This window comes from Bradyrhizobium sp. B025 (assembly GCF_042257955.1).
Taxonomy (GTDB): Bacteria; Pseudomonadota; Alphaproteobacteria; order Rhizobiales; family Xanthobacteraceae; genus Bradyrhizobium; species Bradyrhizobium diazoefficiens.
Genome location: NZ_CP170150.1, coordinates 3,423,131 through 3,443,848, shown reverse-complemented (window position 1 = coordinate 3,443,848; position 20,718 = coordinate 3,423,131). Strand labels below are relative to the sequence as shown.

The window sequence follows — 20,718 nt, the reverse complement described above, 5'->3', positions numbered from 1 at the left end:
TGGAGAACAGGAGGAAAACATGGCGTCGAGACTGTTTGCCACCGGAATTGGAGCGCCGGAGGGGCCGGTGTGCCTGCCCGATGGATCGATGTATGTGACCGAAATGTCAGCGTCGACCCTTTGCGTCACACGGCTTGATCGTCGCGGCAATCGCAGGGTTATCCGGACGACGGGTGGGCGTCCGAACGGGTTGACGACTGATGGCCACGGTCGGATCTGGATCGCGGAAGCAGGCCTCCGGGCGCTGATCTGCATCGACGAAGGCGGAAACGAGATCCGGCGCATGCAAGGCGCAGGTACGGACCGCTTTCTATTTCCGAACGATCTTTGCTTCGGCCCGAACGGACTGCTCTACATGACTGACTCCGGCATGGCCGCGGAGGACTTCATCAATGGTCAGGCCTTCGTCGACGGCTATCTGAACCTTGATTGGGACGGCCGTGTGTATGAGATCGATCCGGCCGCCATGAAGGTGGTACGCGTACTCGATCGCAAGATCCGCTTCACCAACGGCATTGCTTTCGGCTCCGACAATCACCTCTATGCCAACGCGTCCTTCACCGGCGAGATCTACCGATATGACGTGCTCGGCGAAGCCTCGCCTAGACGAGAGGTCTTCGGCAACGTGCTGCAACCGGATGCCAATCCCGATTTCAAAGGTCCGGACGGGATGGCATTCGGCACGGATGGCCGACTCTATTGCACGGTCTACAACCAGAAGAACGTCACGGTGCTGGACCGCCGGGGTAAGGTCGCCGACCGGCTGATCCTGGATGGGCCGCGGCCGACGAATTGCGCCTTCACGCTCGAGGGCAAGAAGCTACGCGTGACTGAAGTCGGCAAGGGGCAGGTCGAAGAGATCGATCTGCCCTGCGAGGGCCTGCCGCTGCATCTGCCGAAGTTCGCCTGACGAGGTGCCTCGCGGTTTTGTCCCGCGAGGCGCCCGCAGAAGCGTCAAAGGAAGCCGATCGATAGCCAGGGCACGGCCGCGACGATCAGTGTGCCGATCAATAGCGCGATCATGTAGCCCACGATCGGCTTCATGCCCTCGTCCGGGTTGATGCGGCTGATGGCGCAAGCCGCGTAGTAGCCGACGCCGAACGGTGGCGCGAACAGGCCGATGCCCATGGCGAGAACGACCACCATTGCGTAGTGGACATCGTGCACCCCGACCTGCCGCGCGATCGGAAACAGGAGTGGGCCGAACAAGACGATGGCCGGGATCCCTTCCAGAACGCTGCCCAGGATCACGAAGGTCACGATTGTCACCGCCAGGAAGACAGGAACTCCGCCGGGAAGGCTGGTCATGAACCTTGCAAGAGAGGCAGAAAATCCAGACTGGGTCAGCGCCCAGGCCATGCCCGTCGCCGCGCCGATGATGAGGAGAATCGCCCCCGACAGCGAGGCCGTCTCGATCAGCATCGGATAGATGCGACGCCAGTCGAACTGCCGATAGATGAAGAGACCCGCACAGGCCGAGTACAGGATGCCGATGGTCGAAACCTCCGTTGCTGTCGCAACGCCTTCGACGACAGCGGTCCGGATCACGAATGGCAGCGCGATCGCCGGTATCGCGATCACGAAAGCGCGGCCAATCTGCCGCCAAGTCGCCCGTTTGACGTGAGACAAGTCCTCGCGGCGGTATCGCCACCACACCACGGCCGCGAGCATGACCGCGAGCACCACGCCCGGAAGCAACCCGCCGGTGAACAGCGCCGAGATCGACACACCGGTCACCGAGCCGATCGTGATCAGAACCAGTGACGGGGGAATCGTCTCGGTCTGCGCCCCGGTCGCGGCCAGGAGCGCAACGAGATCGCCGGGCTTGGCCCCACGCTGTCGCATCTCGGGAAACAGGACCGGCGCCACCGCAGCCATGTCCGCCGCCTTGGAGCCGGAGATGCCCGAGACCAGATACATCGCCCCGACAAGCACGTAGTGCAGTCCGCCGCGGACATGACCGAGAAGGCTCGCGAGGAAGCTGACCATGGCACGCGCCATGCCCGTCATCTCGATCAGAAGGCCCAGAAAGACGAAAAGAGGTACGGCAAGCAGAATCAGGTGGCTCATGCCCTCGTCCATTCGTCCGATCATCACCACGTCGGGCGTGCTGGTTGTCAGGGCAAGGTAGCCAACCGTGGCGAGGCCAAATGCAAAAGCGATCGGCACGGCGGCAAAGACCATCGCGCCGACCACGAAAACGAAGAAAATCAGAAGATTCAGGTTGCCAAGCGGCTTCAAGACGGGCGCCAGCAGGACGAACGTTCCGATGATGCCTGCGACGATCGCGAGCGAAGCCAGCAAGCTGCGCAGGCTCGCGATGCGGATGAGCCGGAGGACGGCTGCGATCAGCATCAGCCCGATCCCGATCGGCAACGCCGCCGCTCGCCAGCTGTTGACGATCTCGAGCGCCGGCGTGGTGACGAATGCCTCGTCGGCGGCGAATTCATAGGCCGGCCAAACGACGAGCGCGAGGAACGCCAGAGATGCCGCGGCCGCGACGACATCCAGGAGCGCACGAACTTCTGCACTGAGAACGCCGACGATGGCGGTCATTCGCATGTGCTCGCCGCGCTGGAACGCGATCACGGACCCGAACATGGCGAGCCAGAGGAAGAGAATGCCGGCGAGCTCGTCGGACCAGACGATCGGTGAGCGGAACACGTATCGGCTCACGATGCCCGCGGACAGCACGGCGATCTCCGCCAGGACCAGCAGCGCCGCCGGCACCGCGACGGCGTGGCTAAGTACCATGTTTGCCTCGACCACCCATCGACGCGAGTTCGCTTGAGATGTGCCGGCCGCGGTCCCAGTATCCACATGCGGCGTATGGCTCATGCTGGTCATGACAGCTGGCCCGCTGCTTTTTCGAGCTGAGACCACGCCTCCTCGCCAAACTTGCCCTTCCAGTCGGCGTAGAAGCTGGTTTTGGACAAGGCTTGGCGGAAGGCAATCCGATCGACGTCGATGAACTTGAGGCCTTTGGCCGAGAGATCGGTTCGCAATGACTGGCTGAGCTTCGCGATGTCGGCCCGTTGATCAATGGCGGAGCGATCGAGCTCGCGCGTCACGATCTCCCGCACGTCCTTCGGCAGACGCTCGAAGGCGCGCTTGTTGCCCAGGATCCAGTAGCCGTCCCAGACGTGCCCGGTCAGGCTGCACGTGCTCTGCACTTCGTAGAGACGCGCGGTCGCGATGATCGGCAACGGATTCTCCTGGCCGTCGACGACCTTGGTCTGCAACGCGGAATAGACCTCGTTGAAGTTGATCGGCGTCGGCCCGGCGCCGAGCGCCTTGAAGAGCGAGGTGAGCAGCGGCGCTGGCGGAACGCGGATCTGGAAATTCTTCAGATCATCCGGTGTCCGGACCTCGCGGCCCGACGAGGTCACCTGACGAAAGCCGTTGTCCCAGGCCTTCGACACCGCCATGATCTGCGTCTTAGAGATCTGCGCCCGGATGTAGGTGCCGAGGTCGCCGTCCATCGCCTTCCATACGCTGTCGTAGTCGGCGAATGCGAAGCCGGTGTTCACGATGCCTGCGGTAGGCACGAGGGTGGCAAGGATCGAGGACGATTGGTTGAAAAACTCGACGCCGCCACTGCGAACCTGAGTCAAAAGCTCTGTGTCGGAGCCGAGCTGGTTGGCCGGAAACAACCTGATCTCCAGCCGACCGCTCGTCGCTTCGCGGATACGGTCGATCGCCTCTTGCGCCCGGATATTCACCGGATGCGTTGGATCCTGTCCGGTCGCGAACTTGTAGACGAACTCCGCGGCAGACGCCGGACGGGTCAGAATCCCGCAGAGAGGAACGGTGGTGGCGGCCATCAACAGCGAACGGCGACTGATGCTTCCGGGCTTCGATGCAGTCATGTTTTCCTCCTGGTCCTTCATTGAAGTTGCTACCCGTTGCATCAGCGCAGGCTGGCGTGCAGCTTTCCGAGTTCTTCGCTTGCCGGCTCTCGACCGCCGGTATTTGGGCAGGAGCAATCACTCGCCGCCGCAACCTGCGACGGGCGTAACTCCTCACCTGGGCTTGGCTCGATTGGAGCTTAGCGCCGCTACGCTAAAGCCACTGCTTGATCTGCCGTGCGACCTCTGCCGTGGAAATCCCGTAGCGGTCGTGCAGGGTCGGAAGTGCACCGGCGTCAAGAAACTCGTCCGGCAATGCGATCTGGCGGAATGGCGGATGGACGCCTGAACGCATCAGAAGTGCGGCAACCGCCTCGCCGAGACCTCCAATCGTTGTGTGGTTCTCGGCAACCACGACAAGGCGGCCCGACTTGCCGGCTTCACGCAAGATCGTCTCGGTATCGAGCGGCTTGATGGTTGGAACATGCAGCACTGCAATATCGACGCTGTCGTCCTTCAAGGTTTGCGCGGCCTCGAGCGCACGCATGGTCATGATGCCGGAGGAAATGACCAGGGCGTCCTTCCCGTCACGGATCAGCTTGGCCTTGCCGAGTTCGAATTTGTAATCATATTCGTCCAGCACGACCGGGACCTGGCCGCGCAGCAAACGCATGTAGACCGGCCCGCGATGCGCCGCGATAGCAGGCACCAACTGCTCGATTTCGTGGGCATCGCAGGGATCGATGACCATCATATTCGGCATGGCGCGAAACAGCGCGAGATCCTCCGCTGCCTGATGGCTCGGGCCGTAGCCCGAGGTCAGGCCCGGCAATGCGCAGACGATCTTCACGTTGCGGTCTTCCTCCGCGATCGTCTGGTGTATGAAGTCGTAGGCCCGCCGCGATGCAAACACGGCGTAAGTGGTCGCGAAAGGCATGAAGCCTTCGGCGGCAAGGCCGGAGGCTGCGCCGAACAGGAGCTGCTCGGCCATGCCCATCTGGTAATAGCGGTCCGGAAATTCCTTCGCGAAGATGTGCAGGTCGGTGTATTTGCCGAGATCGGCCGTCATGCCGACCACATCAGGACGGCTGCGTGCGAGCTCGACGAGCGCGTGTCCAAAAGGCGCCGGCTTCGTCTTCTGTCCTTCGGCCGCGATCGATGCGATCATGGCGGAGGTGGTCAGGCGCGGCTTGCCGGGCTGCGGTGCTGATCTGACGGTCTTCATGCCTGCCTCCCGGCTTCCAGCGCGGCAAGCGCGAGCTGCCATTCATGAGGCTCGACGCGGATGAAATGGCTCTTTTCGCGCTGCTCGAGGAAGGGAACACCCTTCCCCATGAGCGTGTCGGCGACGATCATCCGCGGCTTGGGCTCGGGATGGGACTTGGCCGCGTCAAAGGCGGCAACCACGGCATCGAGATCATTGCCGTTGATGCGCTGCACGAACCAGCCAAAGGCCTGAAGCTTGTCCACCAGCGGCTCGAACGCCATGACCTGCGTGGAAGGACCGTCCGCCTGCTGATTGTTGACGTCGACGATGCCGATCACATTGTCGAGCTTGTAGTGGCCAGCCGACTGGATGGCCTCCCAGACCGAGCCTTCATCGAGTTCGCCATCGGAGAACAAGGTGTACACCCGCGCCCCGGATTTCTTGCGCTTGAGGCCGAGGCACATGCCAACGGCTATGCTCAGTCCGAGCCCGAGCGAGCCGCCCGACATTTCCATTCCGGGTGTGTAGGAGGCCATGCCCGACATCGGCAACCGGCTCTCGTCGCTGCCATAAGTTTCGAGCTCTTCCTCGGGGACGATCCCCGCCTCGATCAAGGCCGCGTAGAGCGCGATGGCATAGTGCCCGTTGGAGAGCAAAAAGCGGTCGCGCTCCTCCCAAGAAGGATCTTCGGGCCGATAGCGCATCGCATGAAAATAGGCCACGGCGAGAACGTCGGAGATGTCCAGCGCCTGTGCGATATAGCCCTGGCCCTGGACCTCACCCATGCGCAGGGCGTTGCGGCGAATGTTGTAGGCGCGGTCCGCCAGCTTGGGCGTATTCGTAAGGGTCTTGGTCACGGGTTCCATCGATCTGACCTTGTCTTGCTGGCTCAGTGGATGAGCATGCCGCCGTTGACGTCGATCACGGCGCCGGTCACATAAGCGGAGAGATCCGAGGCTAGGAAGGTGTAGATCCCGGCGACGTCTTCGGCCGTGCCGAGACGATTGAGCGGAATGCCTTCCAGGATCTTTGCCCTCATCTCGTCGGTCAGCTTGCCCGCTGTGATATCGGTGCCGATCAGGCCGGGCGTGACGCAATTGACGCGAATGCCATCCGGACCGAACTCACGGGCCATCGCCTTGGCAAGACCAAGCACACCGGCTTTCGCCGCGGAGTAGTGCGGGCCGCCAAAAATTCCACCGCCGCGCTGGGCCGAGACCGACGACATGCATGCGATCGATCCGGACTTCCGTGCTCGCATGTGCGGGATCACGGCCTGGGAGAGGAACAGAACACCCTTCAGATTGACATCCTGGATGCGATCCCAATCGGCCGCCGAAATCTCCAGGAACTTCACTGGCTGGGTGATGCCGGCATTGTTGATCAAAACATCGATGCCGCCAAAGGCTTCGATCACGCGGGCGACCGCCTGCGCGCAGGACGATTTGTCGGCGACGTCGCACCCTAGTCCGATATGGGAATTTCCAAGCGATGCCGCAGCATCCGCCGCAGCGCCGGCGTCAATATCCAGAATGGCGACCCGAGCGCCCTCGGCGGCGAACCGCCGGGCGGTGGCAAGCCCAATCCCGCGCGGCGAGGCCGCGCCCGAAATGATGGCCGTCTTACCGCTGAGCAGCATCAGTTCCTCCCGCAAGTTGTTCTTCCTTGGCGCTTAGGAATGACCAGCCGACGGCGAGCGGACAAGCGCGCAGTTGTCACGGATCGATGAATCTGGTTCACTTATGGCATGCTGTCGAATATCCCCATATCGGCAATTCGTGCCTTTGAAGCGGCTGCCCGCACCGGATCGTTTCGCGATGCGGCGAATGAGCTTCACCTGACACCGAGTGCCGTCAGTCATGCCATCCGCAAGCTGGAGGGCACGCTTCGGACCGTTCTGTTCGAGCGCAGCGCGCGGTCCGTGCGGCTCACGCCGGCCGGCGAGAACCTGATGCGCCACACGGGAGCGGCATTCGATCAGCTCCGCCGTGGCCTCGAGGAAGTTGCCGCGCGCGGACCACAATTGGTGCGCGTCCATTCCGCGCCCAGCTTTGCTGCGCAATGGCTGGCGCCAAGGCTCGCACAGTTTCTCGCGGCTTACCCGAAGCTCGAGGTTCGACTGGCTGCAAGCACGGACTATGCGCGCTTCAGCAACGATGATTTCGATATCGACATCGTCTACGGTCCGCCGCGCGCGGAAGGTGTCGAAATTGTCCCTCTGCCGGAGGAGACGGTCACGCCGCTCTGCTCGCCCTCGCTCGCAAAATCGATCAGGAAGCCTGCCGATCTCCTCGATCAGACGCTCATCCGCTCCGATGTGAAGCGGGTGCAGTGGCATCAATGGTTCACCGCGAATGGGTTGGAAGCACCTGCGCTTCACGGGATGAGATTCGACCGGAGCTTTCTTGCGATTGCAACGGCTGCGGAGGGATTGGGCGTGGCCTTGGAATCAACGCTTCTGGCCGAACGAGAACTGGCGAGCGGGCGCCTGGTCGCTCCACTGGCAGGACGCGCCAACGATATCCGCTACGTCGGTCACCGCCTGATCTACCCGCGCGCCAGCCGACAGAGATCGGCGGTACGAGCCTTTGCAGATTGGCTCGTGGCGCAACTCGGCGGCGAAGGCGCTCGTCTGTCCGACTGAGATGCAAGTCTGGTCGTGCCTCATCGCAAGCACGTGATAACGCCCGCTAGGCGCTTGCGCCCAGGGCGACGCTGCTCACTTCAGAACGCCTGCTCACATTGGTTAGCATGGGATTTTTCTTGATCTCCCAGTGCACACGCCGTGCACACGAGACCTTCTAACCAATTGAACACATCGTACTCTCGCTCCAATCCATCATAAGGAAGTTTGAGCTAGGTCCAGCCAATGTAAGCTAGCCCGATCTAGTATTGACTGCGAGAATTGAGGATTGGCTTGGTGGTACATACCGAGGCTCGAGCCTAGGACCCGCCGACTAAAGGGAGGTGTGATTTAGTTTGAAAATCAACGGTCGTTCCGACACATGCGTCAATAAATTTTCATTGAACCCCGCAGTGGAATTTCGCCTTGTCGGAACAGCTGGATCATGAAGGCAGACTGGAGGGTGGACGGGCCGCAGATCGTGTCAGAAGGAGCCGCGCCAGCTCGATCGCGCTAGATCGGCTCTTGCCGCTTTGCACGCCCGCTACCAGCTCTCGCCGAAGGGCCGAATTTCAACGTTAAACGACCATGCGCTGCGGTCCTGGTGGGCGAGGTGCCAGATCTCGCTGGCGATCGCCTGCGGCTTGATGAAGAAGTCGTCCGGCCGCTCCGGCCACCGCTTTCGCGTCCATTCGAGGTCGATCACGGCATCGATCACGACATAGGCAACGTGGACTCCCTGCGGTCCCAGATCCCGGGCCATGGACTCCGCCAAAATCCGCTGCGCCGCCTTGGTCGGCGCAAAGCCGGCGAAGCCGGCCTTGCCGCGTAGCGCCGAGGTGTTGCCGGTCGCAATGATAGACCCCGCACCGGCTGCGACCATCGCTGGGGTAAATCGCCGGGCCAGGAACAAAAGCCCCATCGTGTTGACCTGAAAATTGCGATTGAGGATCGCCGGGTCAATCTCCCGGAAGGTGCCAAAGGCACCGCCGACGGCGTTGTGGATGACGACGGCGGGATGCCCGAGATCACGCTCCACAGCGGATGCCACCGCATCCACCTGCGCGGGATCCGATACATCACAGCGAAATCCCTTCGCGCCGGGCAATTGCGCTTCGAGCGTCGCAAGACGCTCCTCGTTCCGCGCGAGCAGCGCTACGCTATAGCCGCCTTCTGCAAACTTCCTGGCAAGGGCCGAGCCCGTACCGGGGCCGACACCTGAGATTAGGCAAACTGGCGCGGTCATGCGGGCAGACCTCCTTCGTGCAGCCGGCGGCCTTCACGCCGCAGCCCTGGACAGCAACTTCTCGACAAATGGCCCGAGATCAGGACGGAAGTGCTCGTGCGCGACGAGCCGGTCAAAATGGGCGAACGCCAGAGGGTACTCACTCCGAACACCGGCGTGAAGGATCTTGTCGAGGCTCAGTCTGTTCAACTGTTCAACCCGCGCATGCTCGTTCATGAACAGCGCAAGTTCGGCGGCAAAGCAGATGTCGGCCAACGTGATCCCGTTCCCCACCAGCGTATCCCGCCGCGGCGACAAGGCCTGTTCGATCCCCGACGCATAGATCGCGAACGCCTCCTTCGCGCGGGCGTGAATGGTCGCATCGACCGTGCCGGCCGACAGCGCAAGGAGATAGATCTGCGCGTCCCTCGCAAAGACCAGGCTGACATCGAGAAAGCCATCTATCCTGGACGCTTCATAGGCGTCCCTTCCGTAGAGCAGGTACGTCGCTTCGCCAAGGCGCGCCACAGCACGCATGATGCAGTTGGATTCGAAGATTCCGACCTTGCCGGCAGGCCCGAAGGCGGCCGGCACGTTGCCGAACGGCTGCGCCGCCAAGAAAGCATCGGTCTTGAAGAGCTGCGCGCCGGTCAGCCCGACCCGCCCCGTTCGTGCGAGAGATGACAGCGATTGGCGTTCCTCCTCGACCAGAGGACGTGCATCATAATCCCACAGCCAGCCTTTGAGCTCCCTGGCGGGCGCCCCTCTGACCTCGACATCCACACCGCAGAACCGTGCGGCAATGGTTGCCTTCCAGACACGCGGGTTCGGCAGATAGGAGAATATGCGCAAGTCGGCCATCGTGGATTTCTCCTGATGAACTTCGTCCTCACCTCCCAAGCGTAGGAGCAGCCGGATGCTCTACTCCGAGCTTGCGTCGAGAATGTCGCCGAACGGCTCCCAGCGGGAACCGGTCCAGCGCTGAAGCTGAAGCTGCGTCCAGATCATGTTGTTGCTCTCACTGGTATTGATCCTGACGCCGGGCAAGGCGGTCGGCAAAACAAAGTCCTTCAGCGACTTTGCCTGCTTGATGATGTTCTCGCGCGAAAGATCGTCGCCGCATTGCCTGAGGATCTGCTCGAGCACCATGCCTTGCTGGTACCCGGTCAGATAGCTGGTGTTGGTGATGTCGGAGCCAGCCAGATATCGCTCGAAGAAGGTGCGATAGGCCTTGACCGCCTCATCGTCAGTCCATTTCTGGTCGTTCGGATCCTTGTTCGGGGTCCCGACAATGACACCAATCGAATTTTCCAGCCCTGCGGGCCTCAGCGTGCCCGCGACCGAAGACGAAGGGAAGTTGATCAGGATCGTCACCTTCCACCCGGTCTCGGCTGCGCGACGGATCGCCTGTGCCGCGAATTTCGGCGTCCCGGCCACGAACAGTGCCTGCGCGCCGGAACTCTTGAGTGCGACGACCTGCGAGTCGATCGTCGGCTCCGTGACCTCGTAGCTGGCGGTGACCACACGCTTGTCCAAATCCGCGCCCAGCACCGCCTTGAAGGCGTTGACGTAGTCGCGACCGAGATCATCGTTCTGGTAGAGGATTGCGTATTTCGCCGCGGGCAACGCACGCATCAGATATTTTGCGTAGATCTTGCCTTCGGTGTCATAGCTGACGAGGCCGGTGGTCGTAAGCGGATAGTCCTTGACGCTGGTGAACTTGCTCGCTCCCGTGACGATCGCGATCGTCGGCACACGTTTTGCGGCAAGATATTTTGCCACGGCGGAGTTACCCGCCGTGCCGAGCTGGCTGAACATAAAGGCGACCTCGTCGCTCTCCACCAGCTTTCGCACATGCTCGAACGCCTTGGGCGGGCTGTACGCATCGTCCATCATGACATAGTCGATCTTGCGCCCGTGGATGCCGCCGCGATCGTTGATCGATTGCACATAGGCCTGCACGCCCTGCCCGACCTGGCCGATCGAAGAAGCTGGTCCGCTCAGCGGAAAAATACCACCGATCTTGATCTTCGTCGGCGTGACACCCGGCGCGTCACCCGCCCAGCAAGGCGTGGACATCGCAATCACGAGTGCGCAGGCCAGTCGTGTGCCCCAGGACATCGCGCGTTCCTCCATTGTTGTTTTGCGCGCGCCCTGCATGCAGCAGGCGCGACGGAGATTGAGTGGCCGCTTCAGGCGGCCAGCTTGAGTATCTTGACGATGTCGCCGGGCTCACGGATCGGCTGGGGGTTCGCTCGCGTGAAGATCGACAGCATTGCGTTCTTGCCAATCAGCTCAAAACGGTCCTCGGCCACACCGACGTCGGCAAGCCTGCGCGGCAGGCCAAGCTCCGCGATGAAAGCTGCAAAAGCCTCGCCGGCATCGCGCCCCGGCGCACCGAGTGCGGTCGCGACCGATTCTTGAGCGATCTGAGTGGCCGGTAGATTATATCGCAGCACGCTCGGCATCATCACGGCCGTGCAGAAATAATGCGGTACGTCACAGGTCCCGCCAAGAACATGGCCGATGGCATGGCTTGCGCCCATCGGCACGCGCGACTGCAACCCGAAGGCTGACATCCAGGACCCCAATTGGCAGCTCAGCCGTGCCGCTTCGTCGTTTGGGTTGTCCTTGGTGCGCAGGAGCCCATCGTGCAGATAACGCAGCCCCTGCTGGCACACGGCATCGACGAGCACATTAGGACGGCTCGAGCAGATCGCCTCGATGCCGTGATCCATCGCCCGCGTGCCAGACCCAAGCCAGAGCTTCTCAGGCGTGTATTTCGTGATCGCGGGGTCGACGATGATGCTGCGCGGCATCATCATCGGATGATTGAAGATCTGCTTCAGCTTGCGGCTGGTATCGGTGACCAGCGCGCCGGAATTGTACTCACCGCCCGAGAGCGTGCTGGGGATCGCGATCATCCGCACCTTCGGGGTCCGAAATGGCCCGAAGCGGCGCTCCGGCGTGGTCTCGAACCCGTCGAGCCCCATCGGTTCGAAAATCTCGTGCTCCATGCACATCAGCACGATCTTTGCCGCGTCGACCACAGAACCGCCGCCGATCGCGACGACCAAATCGGCTTGAGCGTCCTTGGCCTGCCGCGCAATCTGCGTAACCACGTCCCGGGTGGTGTGCTGCGGCACGCCATCAAAGGTCGCGGCATGGCGCGCACCGAGCGCCGCCCTGATTTTCTCGATCTCGTCGGTGGTGGTGTTGAGCGTGCGGCTTGCGATCAAATAGACGCGCTTGGCGCCCAGCCGTTCGGCCTCCTCCCGCAGCGCCTCGGCCGCCGGCTTGCCGTAAATCACGGATTCCATGGTGGGGTATTGATGGCTACCGGCGACTGGCATGCTCTTCCTCCCTGGCGTTCTTTTTTCTCTGGGTGCTGCGGCGTCAGCCTCGTGACGCCGTCAGCTATCCCGGTCTTGACGTGCTCGTATGTCGCGCCTCGTCAGGCGACCGCACGGGTCCGTGCAGGCTCGATCGTCCCGTCAAGGAATCCAGTCAGCCGCTGGCGGATGATCGCCTCGGCCTCGGCCATGATGCGGTCGATTAGCTCCTTCACCGTCGGAATGTCGTTGATCAAGCCGACCACCATGCCGCAGCTCCAGGCTCCGGCATCCATCTCGCCGTTGATCATCACCTTCGGATAGACGCCCGCGACCTGCTCGTGGATGTCGCCGATCTTCAACGTGGCGCCCTTCTCGCGCTCGATCTCGAGCAGTTCGTCGACGCCCTTGTTCTTCAGCACCCGCTCGGTGTTGCGCAACGCGCGCATCACGAGGCGCGTATCGAGCTCGGTGGCGTCAAGCAGCGCCTGTTTCACATTGGGATGGACCGGCGCCTCCTTGGTGGCGATGAAGCGCGTACCCATGTTCATGCCGGCGGCGCCCATCGACAGCGCTGCGACCAGGCTGCGCGCATCGGCCATGCCGCCGGAAGCCACGAACGGAATCTTGAGCTCGTCGGCCGCGCGCGGCAGCAGGATCATGTTAGGAATGTCGTCCTCGCCGGGATGGCCGCCGCACTCGAAGCCATCCACGCTCACGGCGTCGCAGCCGATCTTCTCGGCCTTCAGCGAATGCCGCACCGAGGTACATTTGTGGATCACCTTGATGCCGGCTGCCTTCAGCGCCGGCATATAAGCTTCCGGGCTGCGGCCCGCGGTCTCGACCGCCTTGATGCCGCCTTCACGAATCGCGGCGATGTATTCCGGATAGGGCGGCGCCGACAGCGTTGGCAGGAAGGTGAGATTCACGCCGAACGGCTTGTCTGTCATGTCGCGGCAACGCGCGATCTCCCTGGCTAGGAGCTCCGGCGTTTTCTGTGTTAGGCCGGTGATGATACCGAGGCCACCGGCGTTGGACACCGCCGCCGCCATCTCGGCAAAGCCCACATAATGCATGCCGCCCTGGATGATCGGGTGCTGGATGCCGAACAGTTCGGTGATTGCTGTCTTCACGTGAAAGCTCCGTTTCCGATCAGTGAACGATTTCGAACAGGCCGGCCGCACCCATGCCGCCGCCGATGCACATGGTCACCACGCCATACTTCGCCTTGCGCCGCCGGCCCTCGATCAGGAGGTGGCCAGTCAGCCGCGAGCCGGTCATGCCGTAGGGATGACCGATCGCGATCGAGCCGCCATTGACGTTCAGCTTGTTGGGATCGATGCCAAGCTTGTCGCGGCAATAGATCACCTGAACCGCGTAGGCTTCGTTGAGCTCCCAGAGATCGATGTCATCGATCTTGAGATTATGACGTTTGAGCAGCCGTGGGATCGCCGCGACCGGACCGACGCCCATCTCGTCGGGCTCGACGCCGGCAGCCACAAAGCCGCGGAAGATGCCGAGCGGCTTCAGGCCTTTCTGTGCGGCGATCTTGTCGCTCATGATCACGCAGGCCGAAGCGCCATCGGAGAGCTGACTGGCATTTCCGGCGCTGATGGTCTTGCCTTCGAACACCGGCTTGATCTTGGCGAGGCCCTCTGCCGTGGTATCCGGCCGTGGGCCTTCATCCCGGCTCAACGTGACCTGCTGATAGCTGACCTGCTTGGTGTCCTTGTCTACCACCGCCATTTTGGTCGTGATCGGCACGATCTCGTCGTTGAAGCGGCCGCCCTGCAAGGCCGCGCCGACACGGCGCTGGCATTCGAGGCTATATTCGTCTTGCTGGTCGCGGCCGATCTTGTAGCGGTCGGCGACCACTTCGGCAGTCTCCAACATCGACATGTACATCTCCGGCTTCATCGCCATGAGATCCTGGTCGACGGCATGGAACTTGTTCATGTGATCGTTCTGTACCAGGCTGATCGACTCGATGCCGCCGCCGATCGCGATCTCGACGCCGTCGAGCATGACCGAGCGCGCGGCGACCGCGATCGCCTGGAGACCGGAGGCGCACTGCCGGTCGATCGTGGTGCCGGCGACAGTCACCGGAAGACCGGCGCGGATCGCGCCCTTGCGGGCGACGTTCATCACCATGGTGCCCTGCTGCATGGCGCAGCCCATCACCACATCCTCGACCTCACCAGGGGCAATCCCCGCACGCTTCACCGCCTCGGCCATCACATGGCCGGCCAGCGTCGGACCATCGGTGTTGTTGAGCGCGCCGCGATAGGCCTTGCCGACGCCGGTCCGCGCGGTGGATACGATGACTGCTTCAGTCGTCATGTCTGCCTCTCTGCTAGGCGGCCGCATCGAGCTGCGCGTAACGCAACACGTGAAAGGCGGGATCGCCGAACTGGATGTTGATGGAGGAAATCCGCTTGAAATAATGCCCGACGTTCAATTCGTCGGTCATGCCCATGCCGCCATGCAGTTGCACGGCCTGGTCGGCGATGAACTTGCCCGCGTAGCCGATCTTGGACTTGGCGCCCGACGCGAGCCGCGAGACAGCGGCCTCGTCTGCATCCAAGCTGAGCGTGAGGTGCTGCATCAACGAGAGCGCCTCCTGATGGGCGATGAACATATCGACCATCCGGTGCTGCAGCACCTGGAACGAGCCGATCGTCGTGCCGAACTGTTTGCGGGTCTTGGAATAGTCGAGTGTCGCGGCATTCAGCTCGGCCATCGCACCGACCGCCTCGGCAGAGAGCGCACCAATGGCACGGTCGCGGCAGACTTCCAGCGCGGTCACCGCCTCGCCCTCCTCACCCAGCAATTGGCCGGTAACGCCGCGCAGGCTGATCTCGGCTGCACGGCGACCGTCGATCGTCTTAAAGCTCTGCAAGTCCAGGTTGGCGGCGTGGCGGTCGACGACAAAGAGGCTGACGCCGCTGCGATCGCGCGGCTGACCGGAGGTGCGTGCCGAAACGATCAGATAGTCCGCCCAGGGCGCGGCGACGACCGCTGTCTTTGCGCCGGTCAGCACGTAGCCCTTACCCTCGCGCCGCGCCATGGTGGTGACGTTGGCGAGATCGAAGCGTGAGCTCTTCTCGGTCCAGGCCAGCGCCCAGATCTTGCTGCCGGCGATGATGTCCGGAATGAAGCCCTGCTTCTGTTCCGCGCACCCGACGCGCTCGAGCAGGCCGCCCGCGAGCACCACGGTCTCGACGAAAGGCTCGACCACGAGATGACGGCCGAATTCCTGCATGATGATCATGGTCGACAACGAACTCCCGCCGAGGCCGCCTGCGTCCTCGGAGAATGGCGCCGCCAGCAGGCCCAGCTCGGCGAAGGCCTGCCATTGGCTGCGGCTGTACCCTTCTTCGCTCGTAACGATCTTGCGGCGCGCATCAAAACCATACTGGTCGCGCAGCAGGCGCTGGACGCTGGACCGGAGCAGCTCCTGCTCTTCCGTGAACTGGATATCCATTCGCTTCCTCCGGTGCCGCCGTGCGCTAGAGACCGAGCACGGCCTTGGCGATGATGTTGCGCTGAATCTCGTTGGATCCGCCGTAGATGGAGAGCTTGCGCGCGTTGAGGTACTTCTCCGATGCGGTGTGACCGTGATCCGGCCCCGGCATGAAATGGTTGGCGCTGACCGGATGCTCGCGGATGGCGAGCCCGTAGTTGCCGATCGCACGGTGGGTCAGCTCAGTAATGTCCTGGAAGATCTCGGTGCCGCGGATCTTGAACAGCGAGGCCGCCGGCCCCGGATCGATGCCACGGGCCATTTGCGCGACGACGCGCAGCTCGGTTGCCTCCAGTGCCAGCACGTCGAGCTCGACGCGGGCGATGTCCTTGATGAATTCGAGGTGGGCGGGATCGTCTTGCGGGATCTCCGCCTTGACGATCGCTTTCAGTTTCGCGATGTAGCGTGTCGAGCGGCCGATGCCGGCCATGCTGGTGCGCTCATTGCCGAGCAGGAACTTGGCGTAGGTCCAGCCCTTGTTCTCCTCGCCGATCAGGTTTTCGACGGGCACGCGGACGTTTTCGAGGAAGACGTCATTGACCTCATGCGAGCCGTCGATGGTGATGATCGGCCGCACGGTGACGCCCGGCGACTTCATGTCGATCAGCAGGAATGAAATGCCAGATTGCGGCTTTGCGGCCGGATCGGTCCGCACCAGGCAGAAGATCCAGTCGGCGTGCTGCGCGAGCGTGGCCCAGGTCTTGTGACCGTTGACAATGTAATGGTCTCCGTCGCGCACCGCCTTGGTGCGCACGGTGGCGAGGTCCGAGCCCGATCCCGGCTCCGAATAGCCCTGGCACCACCAGTCCTCGCCCGAGAGAATCCGCGGCAAAAACTTCTGCTTCTGGGCCTCGTTCCCGAACGTATAGATAACCGGGCCGACCATGGTGACACTGAACGCCAGTGGCGGCATCGTGCCGGCGCGCGTGGTCTCCTGCTCGAAGATGAAGCGGCGAGTGATGGACCAGTCGGGCCCGCCATATTCCTTGGGCCAGAGCGGCGCGATCCAGCCCTTCTTGTGGAGGATGCGATGCCACAGCAGCATCTGCTCCTTGGAAAGGTCGGTCTCCGGATTGGGGACGCGCATTTCGGCCGGATAATGATACTTGATAAATGCGCGGACTTCGTCGCGAAACGCCGCGTCTTCCGGGGATAGCGCGAGCTCCATGGAACGCGCTCCCTACCACTTTTCGCCGAAGGGACGGATCTCGAGCTCAAATGTCCAGGCGCTCTTGGGTTGCTGATAGAGCTGCCAATAGGACGTCGCCACCGACGCCGGCGGCATCAGCAGGTCCGGATTATCAAGTGCATCGGGGCCGAGCGCTTCGAGCCGGCGCTGGCGCACCCATTCGGTATCGACCCCGGAGTCGATGATGAGGTGCGCGACATGGATGTTTTTCGGCCCGAGTTCGCGGGCCATCGCCTGCGCGACCGCGCGCAAGCCGAACTTGGCGCTGGCGAAGGCGGTATAGCCGGAGCCGCCACGCAAGCTTGCAGTGGCGCCGGTGAAGAAGATGTTGCCACCTCCGCGCGCCAGCATCAGCCGCGCGGCCTCGCGGCCGGCGAGAAAGCCGGAGTAGCACGCCATCTCCCAGACCTTGCGGAACACCCGCTCGGTCGTCTCGAGGATCGGGAAATTGACGTTGGCGCCGATGTTGAAGATGCAGACCTCGAGCGGCGCGTGCTTGTCGGCGTCGCTCAGGAAGGCGGTGATCTCCTCCTCCTTGCGCGCATCGAGCGAGCGCGCGTGGATCTCACCGCCGGCGGCCTCGATGTCCTTGACTAGGGGCGCGAGCTTGTCGCCATTGCGGCGACCGGCGAAGACTGTGAAGCCCTCGGAGGCGAACTTCTTGGCAATCTCGCCGCCGATGAAGTCACCGGCGCCGATCACCGCAGCCGTCCTGTTTCTCTTCTGCATGAAACTTCTCCAGCCTTCTGAGATGTTGAAGCGATCTCGCCCGCTTCAGCTGCGTAGCGATTCCGCCAGCTTGTGCTTCAGGAGCTTGCCGGTCGACGTGGCCGGCAGCGCGTCCATGAGGATGATCTCGGACGGCCGCTTGTAGGAGGTGAGCTCCGGCGCGACATGCGCCATCACGTCCTGCGCAGTCGCCGAGGAGCCTTTGAGCAGCTGGACGAAGGCCACGATCTCTTCGTTGCCCACGACCGGCCGCCCGACCACGGCGCATTGCACCACGTCGGGATGGGTGCTGAGCACCGCTTCGATCTCGGCCGGATAGACGTTGAAGCCGGACCGAATGATCATCTCCTTGGTGCGGCCAACGATGAACAACGCATCGCCCTCGAAGCGCGCGAGGTCGCCGGTGTTGAACCACCTGTCCGGGTCGATCGCCTTCGCCGTGAGGTCGGGCGCGCGATAATAGCCGCGCATGACGTTCGGTCCGCGGACATGCAGCTCGCCGATGTCGCCGTTCGTCACGATGGTGCCGTCGCGCGCCACGATCCGGGCCTCGATACCCGGCACGAGGGTGCCGACAGAATTGTCGCTGCGCGGCGCCTCGGGCCGCACGCCGGAAATGCCGGGCGAGCATTCGGTGATGCCAAAGGCGTTGCCCAGCGGAAGACCGAGCTCTTTCTCGACCCTTGCCTTGAGCTCGAGGTCGAGCGGGGCGCCTGCGACGCTCATCAGCCGCAGCGCCCCGCGCTCCAGCCTCTGCAAGCCCGCCATTTGCTTGTATTCCAACAGCCGCTGATAGGTCGCGGGCACGCCGTTCAGAAGCGTGATGCCTTCCTCGGCCAGCGCCGTGGCAAGCGCCGCGGGATTGTATTTGGTGACCAGTCGCGTGACGCCGCCGACCATCAGCGTCATCGTCAGCAGCGAGATGCCGACAATATGCGAGATCGGCAGCACGCAATACTGCACGTCGTCAGCCGTCATGCTGCGCAAAGTCGCCGTGGTCCTGGCCGAAAACAGCAGGTTCCGATGCGTGAGCATGACGCCTTTCGGCGTTCCGGTCGTGCCGGACGTGTAGATGAGCACCGCCACCTGGCGTGTGCCGTCAGCCTCGACCGGCTCGGTCTGCGTGTCCTGGTTCAGGGCAGACACGCCGATACCGTGGAGCGGCCCGACATCCCGCACCGCAGCGTCGTAACGCGTCGCGTGCGCGGCCGCCTCTTCGGAGACCTTTGCCGTGAAGAACATGCGCCGGGCACCGCTGTGATTCCTGATCTGATCCAGCTCACGCGGCGACAGCCGCGGGTTGGCGACAATCGCCCAGGCATCGAGGCGGCTTGCGGCGAACAGGAGGCAGGCGAGCGCGATCGCGTTCTCGCTGACGATCATCATGCGATCGCCGGCGCGGATGCCAAGCGCGCGGAGCGCCTCCGCCGTAGCACCAACCGCCCGGTCGAGTTCGCGATAGGTCAGTCTGGCATTGTCTTCGATCAGCGCCGTCCGGTCGGGAGTGGCGGCAACATAGGGGTCCATGACCTCATGGATGCGCTGCGGCAACGCATTCGTGATTTCGGCCGCAACCTGCTGCCAGTTCGCCAATGACACCTCCCGTTGAAAGGCCCTTTGCGGGCTCGGTTCGTTCCGGATGCCTCCGCGCGGTCAGGCGCTCTTGCGCTGTGCCGAGCTCAATTGCGCAAGGATTTCGTCCTCGACATCGCGCAGACTGTCCTTGCCAAAGTAGATCTCGTTGCCGACGAAGAACGTTGGCGAGCCGAACGTGCCGCGCGCCACCGCGCTGCCTGTGTTCTCGATCAGCTTCTTCTTGACGTCGTCCTTCTGGGCACGGGCGATGATGCGATCGATGTCCAGCCCGGATGACAGGAACGCATCGCGAAACACCTGCGCATCGTCCATCTTCTTGGGCTCGACCCACATGTGGTGATAGGCGGCACGGAAGTAGGGCTCGAACATCCCCTCGAACTCGGCCGCGACAACGCCGCGCATCAGCATCAGCGTGTTCACCGGGAAGAACGGATTCGTCTTGAATTTGGTGATGCCCTGGCGGCGCAGGAAACGCTCGGTCTCGAGCGCATTGTATTCCGGCTTGTTCTTGATCCCGCGCAGGGACTCCGCGGGCGACATGTTCCCGGTCGCCTTGTAGACGCCGCCGAGCAGCACCGGCACGTAGTCGAATTTGACTCCCGTTCGCTCCTCGATGGCCGGCAGCGCAAGCTCGGCGAGGTAGGCGTTGGGACTGCCGAAATCGAAGTGAAACTCGACCTTGAGCGGAGCTGCCATGGAACGCCCTTCCCTTCGATGACGGCAATCGTTCGCCACCTGATTGATCGTGGCGCCCAGTCCTATAGTTCTATTTTAGAACTGTCAATATGATCATCATCATTCAATTGCGCCGATTCCGCGCAGAATGAGGCATCCTATTGAAATTTAGTGAGTTCTGATTTAGAATTTCTTTTTGTAGATGCCGCAGATCGACTGGAGACGTTGATGAAATGGGATGCTCTCGAAGAGGAGCCGTGCTCGCTGGCCCGCACCGTGGCGGTCATCGGCGACCGCTGGAGCCTGCTCATCCTGCGTGAATGTTTTCTTCGGGTCCGCAGATTCGACGAGTTCCAGTCGTCGCTTGGCGTGACCCGGCACCTCTTGGCCGACCGGCTAAAGAAGCTCGTGCGCTTTGGCGTGCTGCGCAAGATTCCCTATCAGGATGCACCCAAGCGCTACGAATACATCCTGACGCAGAAGGGTCTCGACCTCTATCCGATCATCATGTCGATCGTGCACTGGGGCAACATCCACATGGTCGACTCGCGCGGACGGCCGTTGCTGCACGAACACAAGAACTGCCACAAGATGTTCGACCCCGTCATGGTCTGCTCCGAATGCGGTGAGCCGCTGAGCGCAAAAGCCGTCCACGTGCATCCGGGCCCCGGCGCGCGGAAATCCTCACCTGCGCGTGCGAAGGCCGTCGAGCACGAGACGAAATGACAGCCGACCGAACAAATGCATCAGCGGCCTGATAGATTTCGATGT

The 20,718-nt window shown here is 62.5% G+C and carries 19 protein-coding genes; 3 read left to right on the top strand and 16 right to left on the bottom strand.

Going from position 1 to position 20,718, the window contains the following annotated elements; genetic code table 11:
* The first annotated feature begins 19 nt into the window (after positions 1–19).
* Positions 20–910 carry an SMP-30/gluconolactonase/LRE family protein gene (locus ACE10W_RS15635; RefSeq protein ID WP_304552512.1) on the top strand — a complete coding sequence of 297 codons (891 nt, stop codon included), beginning with the start codon at positions 20–22 and terminating at the stop codon, positions 908–910.
* Between the two features lie 44 nt (positions 911–954).
* Here the strand turns inward: ACE10W_RS15635 and ACE10W_RS15630 are convergent, their stop codons facing one another.
* The 5 genes from ACE10W_RS15630 to ACE10W_RS15610 form a co-directional block, all read right to left on the bottom strand.
* Entirely contained in the window at positions 955–2,754 is a 1,800-nt protein-coding gene (locus ACE10W_RS15630) for a TRAP transporter large permease subunit (protein WP_304552511.1), read from the bottom strand.
* A gap of 89 nt (positions 2,755–2,843) precedes the next feature.
* Positions 2,844–3,869 carry a TRAP transporter substrate-binding protein gene (locus ACE10W_RS15625; RefSeq protein ID WP_304552510.1) on the bottom strand — a complete coding sequence of 342 codons (1,026 nt, stop codon included), beginning with the start codon at positions 3,867–3,869 and terminating at the stop codon, positions 2,844–2,846.
* 193 nt (positions 3,870–4,062) lie between these two features.
* Positions 4,063–5,073: a transketolase family protein gene (locus tag ACE10W_RS15620; RefSeq protein WP_304550878.1), complete on the bottom strand. Its 1,011-nt coding sequence runs from the start codon at positions 5,071–5,073 to the stop codon at positions 4,063–4,065.
* Positions 5,070–5,921 (bottom strand): transketolase, encoded by an 852-nt coding sequence (locus tag ACE10W_RS15615; protein ID WP_370204084.1) that lies wholly within the window; start codon positions 5,919–5,921, stop codon positions 5,070–5,072. The genes ACE10W_RS15620 and ACE10W_RS15615 overlap by 4 nt, the downstream gene beginning before the upstream one ends.
* A 23-nt stretch (positions 5,922–5,944) precedes the next feature.
* Positions 5,945–6,694, bottom strand: coding sequence for an SDR family NAD(P)-dependent oxidoreductase (locus tag ACE10W_RS15610; RefSeq protein ID WP_271554402.1), 750 nt, complete (start codon positions 6,692–6,694; stop codon positions 5,945–5,947).
* Positions 6,695–6,802: 108 nt separating this feature from the next.
* On the opposite strand from ACE10W_RS15610, the gene ACE10W_RS15605 reads away from it, so the two are divergent.
* On the top strand, positions 6,803–7,699 hold the full coding sequence (locus ACE10W_RS15605; RefSeq protein WP_271613207.1) for a LysR substrate-binding domain-containing protein: 897 nt from the start codon (positions 6,803–6,805) through the stop codon (positions 7,697–7,699).
* A 523-nt stretch (positions 7,700–8,222) separates the two neighbouring features.
* Here ACE10W_RS15605 and ACE10W_RS15600 read toward each other — a convergent pair.
* The 11 genes from ACE10W_RS15600 to ACE10W_RS15550 form a co-directional block, all read right to left on the bottom strand.
* Positions 8,223–8,924 (bottom strand): SDR family NAD(P)-dependent oxidoreductase, encoded by a 702-nt coding sequence (locus ACE10W_RS15600; RefSeq protein ID WP_161535371.1) that lies wholly within the window; start codon positions 8,922–8,924, stop codon positions 8,223–8,225.
* A 33-nt stretch (positions 8,925–8,957) separates the two neighbouring features.
* The gene (locus ACE10W_RS15595; RefSeq protein WP_271578558.1) at positions 8,958–9,764 is read right to left on the bottom strand and encodes a glutathione binding-like protein; all 807 of its coding nucleotides are present in this window, start codon (positions 9,762–9,764) and stop codon (positions 8,958–8,960) included.
* Positions 9,765–9,824: 60 nt separating this feature from the next.
* Positions 9,825–11,024, bottom strand: coding sequence for an ABC transporter substrate-binding protein (locus tag ACE10W_RS15590; RefSeq protein WP_304552509.1), 1,200 nt, complete (start codon positions 11,022–11,024; stop codon positions 9,825–9,827).
* Between the two features lie 71 nt (positions 11,025–11,095).
* Complete coding sequence (locus tag ACE10W_RS15585; RefSeq protein WP_271578560.1) at positions 11,096–12,256, bottom strand: iron-containing alcohol dehydrogenase; 1,161 nt, start codon at positions 12,254–12,256, stop codon at positions 11,096–11,098.
* A 101-nt stretch (positions 12,257–12,357) separates the two neighbouring features.
* Entirely contained in the window at positions 12,358–13,368 is a 1,011-nt protein-coding gene (locus ACE10W_RS15580) for a nitronate monooxygenase family protein (RefSeq protein ID WP_271578561.1), read from the bottom strand.
* 19 nt (positions 13,369–13,387) lie between these two features.
* Entirely contained in the window at positions 13,388–14,575 is a 1,188-nt protein-coding gene (locus ACE10W_RS15575; RefSeq protein WP_271578562.1) for an acetyl-CoA C-acyltransferase, read from the bottom strand.
* Positions 14,576–14,588: 13 nt separating this feature from the next.
* The gene (locus ACE10W_RS15570; protein WP_304552508.1) at positions 14,589–15,719 is read right to left on the bottom strand and encodes an acyl-CoA dehydrogenase family protein; all 1,131 of its coding nucleotides are present in this window, start codon (positions 15,717–15,719) and stop codon (positions 14,589–14,591) included.
* A 25-nt stretch (positions 15,720–15,744) separates the two neighbouring features.
* Positions 15,745–16,926: an acyl-CoA dehydrogenase family protein gene (locus ACE10W_RS15565; protein WP_271578564.1), complete on the bottom strand. Its 1,182-nt coding sequence runs from the start codon at positions 16,924–16,926 to the stop codon at positions 15,745–15,747.
* Positions 16,927–16,938: 12 nt separating this feature from the next.
* Positions 16,939–17,676 carry an SDR family oxidoreductase gene (locus tag ACE10W_RS15560; RefSeq protein ID WP_304552507.1) on the bottom strand — a complete coding sequence of 246 codons (738 nt, stop codon included), beginning with the start codon at positions 17,674–17,676 and terminating at the stop codon, positions 16,939–16,941.
* A 45-nt stretch (positions 17,677–17,721) separates the two neighbouring features.
* Positions 17,722–19,275, bottom strand: coding sequence for a class I adenylate-forming enzyme family protein (locus tag ACE10W_RS15555; RefSeq protein ID WP_375762606.1), 1,554 nt, complete (start codon positions 19,273–19,275; stop codon positions 17,722–17,724).
* Between the two features lie 54 nt (positions 19,276–19,329).
* Complete coding sequence (locus ACE10W_RS15550) at positions 19,330–19,968, bottom strand: 2-hydroxychromene-2-carboxylate isomerase (protein ID WP_271578566.1); 639 nt, start codon at positions 19,966–19,968, stop codon at positions 19,330–19,332.
* 207 nt (positions 19,969–20,175) lie between these two features.
* On the opposite strand from ACE10W_RS15550, the gene ACE10W_RS15545 reads away from it, so the two are divergent.
* On the top strand, positions 20,176–20,673 hold the full coding sequence (locus ACE10W_RS15545) for a helix-turn-helix domain-containing protein (RefSeq protein ID WP_271578567.1): 498 nt from the start codon (positions 20,176–20,178) through the stop codon (positions 20,671–20,673).
* Positions 20,674–20,718: the final 45 nt, after the last annotated feature.

Excerpts from the sequence above, each read along its gene's own strand:
- ACE10W_RS15635 (WP_304552512.1), top strand. The coding sequence starts at position 20 with ATGGCGTCGAGACTGTTTGCCACCGGAATTGGAGCGCCGGAGGGGCCG.
- ACE10W_RS15630 (WP_304552511.1), bottom strand. The coding sequence starts at position 2,754 with ATGGTACTTAGCCACGCCGTCGCGGTGCCGGCGGCGCTGCTGGTCCTG.
- ACE10W_RS15625 (WP_304552510.1), bottom strand. The coding sequence starts at position 3,869 with ATGACTGCATCGAAGCCCGGAAGCATCAGTCGCCGTTCGCTGTTGATG.
- ACE10W_RS15620 (WP_304550878.1), bottom strand. The coding sequence starts at position 5,073 with ATGAAGACCGTCAGATCAGCACCGCAGCCCGGCAAGCCGCGCCTGACC.
- ACE10W_RS15615 (WP_370204084.1), bottom strand. The coding sequence starts at position 5,921 with ATGGAACCCGTGACCAAGACCCTTACGAATACGCCCAAGCTGGCGGAC.
- ACE10W_RS15610 (WP_271554402.1), bottom strand. The coding sequence starts at position 6,694 with ATGCTGCTCAGCGGTAAGACGGCCATCATTTCGGGCGCGGCCTCGCCG.
- ACE10W_RS15605 (WP_271613207.1), top strand. The coding sequence starts at position 6,803 with ATGCTGTCGAATATCCCCATATCGGCAATTCGTGCCTTTGAAGCGGCT.
- ACE10W_RS15600 (WP_161535371.1), bottom strand. The coding sequence starts at position 8,924 with ATGACCGCGCCAGTTTGCCTAATCTCAGGTGTCGGCCCCGGTACGGGC.
- ACE10W_RS15595 (WP_271578558.1), bottom strand. The coding sequence starts at position 9,764 with ATGGCCGACTTGCGCATATTCTCCTATCTGCCGAACCCGCGTGTCTGG.
- ACE10W_RS15590 (WP_304552509.1), bottom strand. The coding sequence starts at position 11,024 with ATGTCCTGGGGCACACGACTGGCCTGCGCACTCGTGATTGCGATGTCC.
- ACE10W_RS15585 (WP_271578560.1), bottom strand. The coding sequence starts at position 12,256 with ATGCCAGTCGCCGGTAGCCATCAATACCCCACCATGGAATCCGTGATT.
- ACE10W_RS15575 (WP_271578562.1), bottom strand. The coding sequence starts at position 14,575 with ATGACGACTGAAGCAGTCATCGTATCCACCGCGCGGACCGGCGTCGGC.
- ACE10W_RS15570 (WP_304552508.1), bottom strand. The coding sequence starts at position 15,719 with ATGGATATCCAGTTCACGGAAGAGCAGGAGCTGCTCCGGTCCAGCGTC.
- ACE10W_RS15565 (WP_271578564.1), bottom strand. The coding sequence starts at position 16,926 with ATGGAGCTCGCGCTATCCCCGGAAGACGCGGCGTTTCGCGACGAAGTC.
- ACE10W_RS15560 (WP_304552507.1), bottom strand. The coding sequence starts at position 17,676 with ATGCAGAAGAGAAACAGGACGGCTGCGGTGATCGGCGCCGGTGACTTC.
- ACE10W_RS15550 (WP_271578566.1), bottom strand. The coding sequence starts at position 19,968 with ATGGCAGCTCCGCTCAAGGTCGAGTTTCACTTCGATTTCGGCAGTCCC.
- ACE10W_RS15545 (WP_271578567.1), top strand. The coding sequence starts at position 20,176 with ATGAAATGGGATGCTCTCGAAGAGGAGCCGTGCTCGCTGGCCCGCACC.